This is a genomic window from Chamaesiphon sp. GL140_3_metabinner_50, from assembly GCF_025361915.1.
Lineage (GTDB): Bacteria > Cyanobacteriota > Cyanobacteriia > Cyanobacteriales > Chamaesiphonaceae > Chamaesiphon.
This window is the reverse complement of sequence record NZ_JANYJC010000327.1, coordinates 1-4761: the sequence shown is the minus strand read 5'-3', so window position 1 is coordinate 4761 and position 4761 is coordinate 1. Positions and strand designations below refer to the sequence as shown.

The 4761-nt window shown below is 47.0% G+C and carries 4 protein-coding genes and 1 pseudogene; 1 reads left to right on the top strand and 4 read right to left on the bottom strand.

Going from position 1 to position 4761, the window contains the following annotated elements; all coding sequences use genetic code 11:
* From Q0R35_RS16125 to Q0R35_RS16115, 3 genes are all read right to left on the bottom strand, one after another.
* A partial coding sequence (locus Q0R35_RS16125) for a pitrilysin family protein (protein ID WP_295620633.1) occupies positions 1–2276 on the bottom strand: 2276 nt, incomplete at its 3' end.
* 54 nt (positions 2277–2330) lie between these two features.
* Positions 2331–2840 carry a DUF1499 domain-containing protein gene (locus tag Q0R35_RS16120; RefSeq protein WP_295620630.1) on the bottom strand — a complete coding sequence of 170 codons (510 nt, stop codon included), beginning with the start codon at positions 2838–2840 and terminating at the stop codon, positions 2331–2333.
* Positions 2841–2987: 147 nt separating this feature from the next.
* Positions 2988–3551 carry a hypothetical protein gene (locus Q0R35_RS16115; RefSeq protein ID WP_295620627.1) on the bottom strand — a complete coding sequence of 188 codons (564 nt, stop codon included), beginning with the start codon at positions 3549–3551 and terminating at the stop codon, positions 2988–2990.
* A gap of 161 nt (positions 3552–3712) precedes the next feature.
* On the opposite strand from Q0R35_RS16115, the gene Q0R35_RS16110 reads away from it, so the two are divergent.
* A complete protein-coding gene (locus Q0R35_RS16110; protein WP_295620624.1) occupies positions 3713–3841 on the top strand; it encodes a hypothetical protein in 129 nt (42 codons plus the stop codon).
* Positions 3842–3908: 67 nt separating this feature from the next.
* Here the strand turns inward: Q0R35_RS16110 and Q0R35_RS16105 are convergent.
* Positions 3909–4761, bottom strand: a pseudogene (locus Q0R35_RS16105) (ribonucleoside-triphosphate reductase, adenosylcobalamin-dependent); the annotation flags it as partial.

The window sequence follows — 4761 nt, the reverse complement described above, 5'->3', positions numbered from 1 at the left end:
GGCACTGGGTAGTTGAGTTTGACGTTTTTAGCAGTGGTAGTCCATTTACCTAAATTAGCTTCTAATAAGGCTGTGACCTCTGGTACTTTAAAGTCACCGACGATCGCCAGCATGGTATTACTGGGTAGATAGTGCTGGCGGTAAAAGGCTTGCAGATCGGCGGTTGTCAACCCTGTCAAAGTTTCTTGAGTGGGGAAAATTGTAAACGGGTGATCTTTAGGGTAAACCGTCTGCTGAAACTTGCGTCGCGCCACACTATTAGGGCTATCGAGTTCTAATTTGAGACTAGTCAGCGCGCGCTGGCGGCTGAGTTCGACTTTTTGGGTGGGGAAGTTGGCATTTTGCAGCACATCGCCCAAAGTTTGGAGCAGGATCGGTAAATCTTTAGATAAACCATTACCACCCAAGCTCACGCCTTCGCGACTTGCGGCAAATCCTAGTCCCGCACCGCGATTTTCTAATGTGGTGGCGATGGTTAGTGCGGTTTGAGTTTTGGTACCGCTCATAATGTTGGTGGCTGTCAGCGCGGCTACTCCAGCTTTTTCGGGTCGATCGTATTCCGTCCCGGCTTGAATATTCCCGCTAATTGTCACTGTCGGCGTACTGCTATCGGGGAGTAAGAACACCCGCAAGCCGTTTTTGAGTTTCACCTCTTGGGGTAAGGTTTGCGTTTGGCTGGCGGTATCCTCATCTAGGGCGGGGAGATATTTTGCCAGTTCGCTGGGGTCTACAGGGGCACCAGGGGTAAAATTCTCGGCTGTTTTGCCGTCCTTGCCGGGAGCTGCTGCGGTTTTTCCGGTAATTTCGGTGGGTTGGAAGAACCCGATCGTTTTGAGGTTGGGTTGGAGATATTTTTTGGCAACCCGTTGAACATCGGCGGGGGTGACGCGTTCGACTCCGGCGAGGTACTTATCGGTAAATTGATAGTCGCCTGTGGTAGTTTGGTCGTTGCCGAGTTGTCTGGCTTGAGCGTTAATATCGCGATTGCCGAGTAGATAGCCAGCGTTGAGTTGCGCTTTGGCGCGGGAGATTTCGCTGGCGGTAGGCGGTTTGGTTTGAATGAGTTTAATCTCTTTATCGATGGCGGCTTCGAGTTTGGGGAGCGATTTACCGACTTCGACAATTGACGAAATTTCATACCAGCCACCTGCGGCGAGGTTGGCTGCACCACCGTCTAAACTAGTTGCAATCCCGGTTTCGACGATCGATTGATACATCCGCGAGCTGCGTCCTTCGGTGAGGACGTAATTCATCACATCGATCGCGGGTACGTCGGGATGATTGGCTGCGGGTAAGGGATACACTTCGGTGGCGAGTTGGGTGCTACCGGGTTCTTTCAGCACGATCCGCTGGTTGGGTTTGGTGGTGGTTGCCGTAATCGTCGGCTTGGCGACTTTCAGTTCGCGACGCGGTACTTTGCCAAATGTCTGTTGCACTTTTGCCATCAGACTAGTAGTATCAAAATCGCCGACAACGATTAAGGTCGCATTATTAGGCGCGTAATAAGAGTCATAATACGATCGCACTTGTTCGACCGTAAATTTCTCGACATCGGCTTTAGTCCCCCCGACGGTTAACCCATACGGCGTATTCGGAAAAGCCACCCGTTTGACAGCGCGATCGAGTCGATAACTGGGACTATTTTCATAACCCTGCAATTCTGAAATTACGACTCTTTTCTCACCAGTTAATTTTTCGGTGTCGATCGTCGAATTCTGCATCCGATCGGCTTCTAATGTCAATAAACTACTGAGCTTATTCTTCTCGACAGTCCCAAAATAAGCAGTCTGATCGTAACTAGTAAAAGCATTAAAATTACTACCTAAAGCGGCAAATAATCGCCCAAATTGCACCGGGCGATCTTTAGTACCCTTAAATAACATGTGCTCCAACTGGTGCGCGATGCCATTCACACCCGGAGCTTCATTCCGCGAACCAATTTTATAAAATACCTGTACTGTCAAAACTGGCGCACTGCGGACTTCTTTAGTCAATACAGTCAACCCATTCGCTAACACTGTCTTCTTGACATTTGCCGTCAGCGTAGTTGCAGGCGCAATCGATTTTTTAGTAGGTACTGTCGGGGCTTTACTTGGCTGTGGCGCGGGTATTTTGGCAACATCTGAATCTACTGTTGCGGCGGTTGGTACGAGTGATGACTGAGTAGACATCGCCACCTGCGGGGATGCTAATACGACACTCAAACAAACGCTAAACAACAACATCCCAAACCGATATCGCCGCCACCCCAACCACAAGTTTCTCATTTTCAACATGTTTACAATTACAATTTACAGTTTAGATCGCGATCCTGTTCGACAAAATTCTCGTTAATTAGCTAATTTTGTCCGAATTTCTTCAATCCGCTGGCGATTTACACCCAGATCTGATTCTCCCAATCGCGAAGCCGATCGCACCTGAATAGTCTGAGAACGATCGTCGAGATAAAATTCGACATCATCGACAAATCTCATCAAATTACTGGTGAATTCTACATACAGATAATTATTTGTTTCTTTAACGACCTTAGTACGCGGCATTGCTTGAATTGTCTGCTTCAATTTAGCCATCGATGTTGGCAAATCTCCACTCAATGGTAGTGCTACGATCGCATGTTCGCTATCGCTAATAGGTGTCCCAGAGCTGACACAATTTGGCGTACTAGCACAAGCAGCTAATTTACCATTATTCACCCCAATATTTGACGGCGGACTACCTGCAAATATATTGTTACTCCATAATAAAAACGCGATCGCCAAGCCAATAGCAAAGACGATATATTTACTAGTTTGTTTCGGTTCTACTGAATTCACTTGAGCCACTTTTACTACTTTACCCATCTTAGATCGAAAATTCCCCTACTGCCGATCGACAGTAGGGGAGTTAATCTAATATAACAACTAGTTGGCTGAGGATGGGTGCTAACCCAAATATGGACGATCGAGCTAGGCTTTGTGGTGTTGTAAATACCGACTTGAAACCCTCAGTTACTTTACTCCCAACTTAGCCGCAATTTTGGCGAGTGCTTTGCCATTACCAACTAGCAAGGTATTGTTTTTTTCCACAAAGGTACCTGCAAGTGCTGGCGGTGGCGTAACCGCAATACCGAGCTTCTTCAAAATTCCTACCACGATCGTCCGATTTTGCAACAGAATGTTATGATTCTTCTCAGCGACATCGGCTCCGGTAGGTGCCGTTAATTCTGGTACTGTCGCGCCAACTTTAATCGCAATTTCCTTAAATGTTTCCTGATTTTGCAACATCAAAACTTGATTTTGTTCCAGAGGAGTACCACTAGTCGGAATATCTCCAGTAGATGTAATGCCTAATTTAGTCGCAATTTTCCGAGCTAATGCTCTATTAGTTATCAGCAGCTCTTTGTTTTGCTTAACAATTGCGCCTTGGTCGGCTTTGGCGATCGCAAAAGAGGTTTTATGGGTGGGAATCAGATGAGACTGTTGCAAAGCCGCAGCTCGAACAGACAAAGACATACTATTAAAGCTATCAACAGCAATAACGCCAGAACCCAGACACAGAAGCAATTTATACATCGATCTAAAACTTATAACTCGAAACTACTTACTACCAATTTTATTGTGAGGAACACGATCCTCGCACTCAGATAAAATCGGTTTACAGACTGTAAGTTATCAATCTAATTAAAGTTTTTCTGTAGCAAAAAATACTTATCTCTCATAATTGCGAGTACTTGATGTCTATACCGACGCAATTTCAAGCAGTAGAACAAGCCGTTTATTCAGTCGCTATCGATCGAAATATCTCGACTTATAAATTGCCGCATTTAGTTGTATCTAGTGATACTTTAGATTTGCTAAATTAAAAAGCCGCCGATTATCGGCGGCTATGCTGAAATTAGTTTTAGGCGTAGCCTCTCTACTAAAGAATACTTAATTTGGCTTCGCTTCAGGCAACAAGCATTTATCCGAATCGCAGCCAGCAGGGCCAGCTTCATCCGCGCTATTACCTAAGTCATAACGACTTAAAGCAGTATGGAATTCGGCAGTCTGACGGCGGGCTAATACTCCGACCATCATCTCATCGAAAGTCGCCTTATCGATCGGTTCAAACGGCAACCGAGGGAACGTCTGATGGTCGTCAAACCGCGCTAATAGAGCCGCAGAGATATAACCCTCATCATCGCGAATCGCCTCGTAAATCCGCTTGCCGAGGGCATCTACTTCATGTTCGCGCAATTCGATCGTCGCACTGGTATTATGCCGCACGTAATGTTGCTGCACGCCCATATAGAAGTCCATCTGCGACAGTGCGCTAAATTGAGCGATTTCGATCGTATCCGCACCCGGAATATCCGCCCAAGATACCGCCACCGGAATCTCGATCAACCATTCCGTACAACGCGGATCGTAAGCATCATTTAGCAGATTCCCATTCTCATCCTTATCAGACTGAGACGGAATTACGCTATACCCATAGTCGATACAGGCGAGGGCTACGGGGTCATCCTTCCGGAAAGTGATCCGGCGGATAAACCGCTGTGCTTTAGGGGCGTGCCAGCCCGGAGAGGCACCAGTCAGCAGCGATTTAGTCCCCGACGGTTGGACTGTCGTACAACGGTTGGGACGTTTGATGCCATGTTTATCGCAATACGCCCACACGGTCGATTCGACAATTTCGCGCCAGGTGTTGAGATACTCATGCTCTTGTTGCTTATAAGCAATCCCCGCTTCAGTAGCTGGGCGACCTTGCGCCCACCACTCCAACCATTGGGCACCAAAGGCA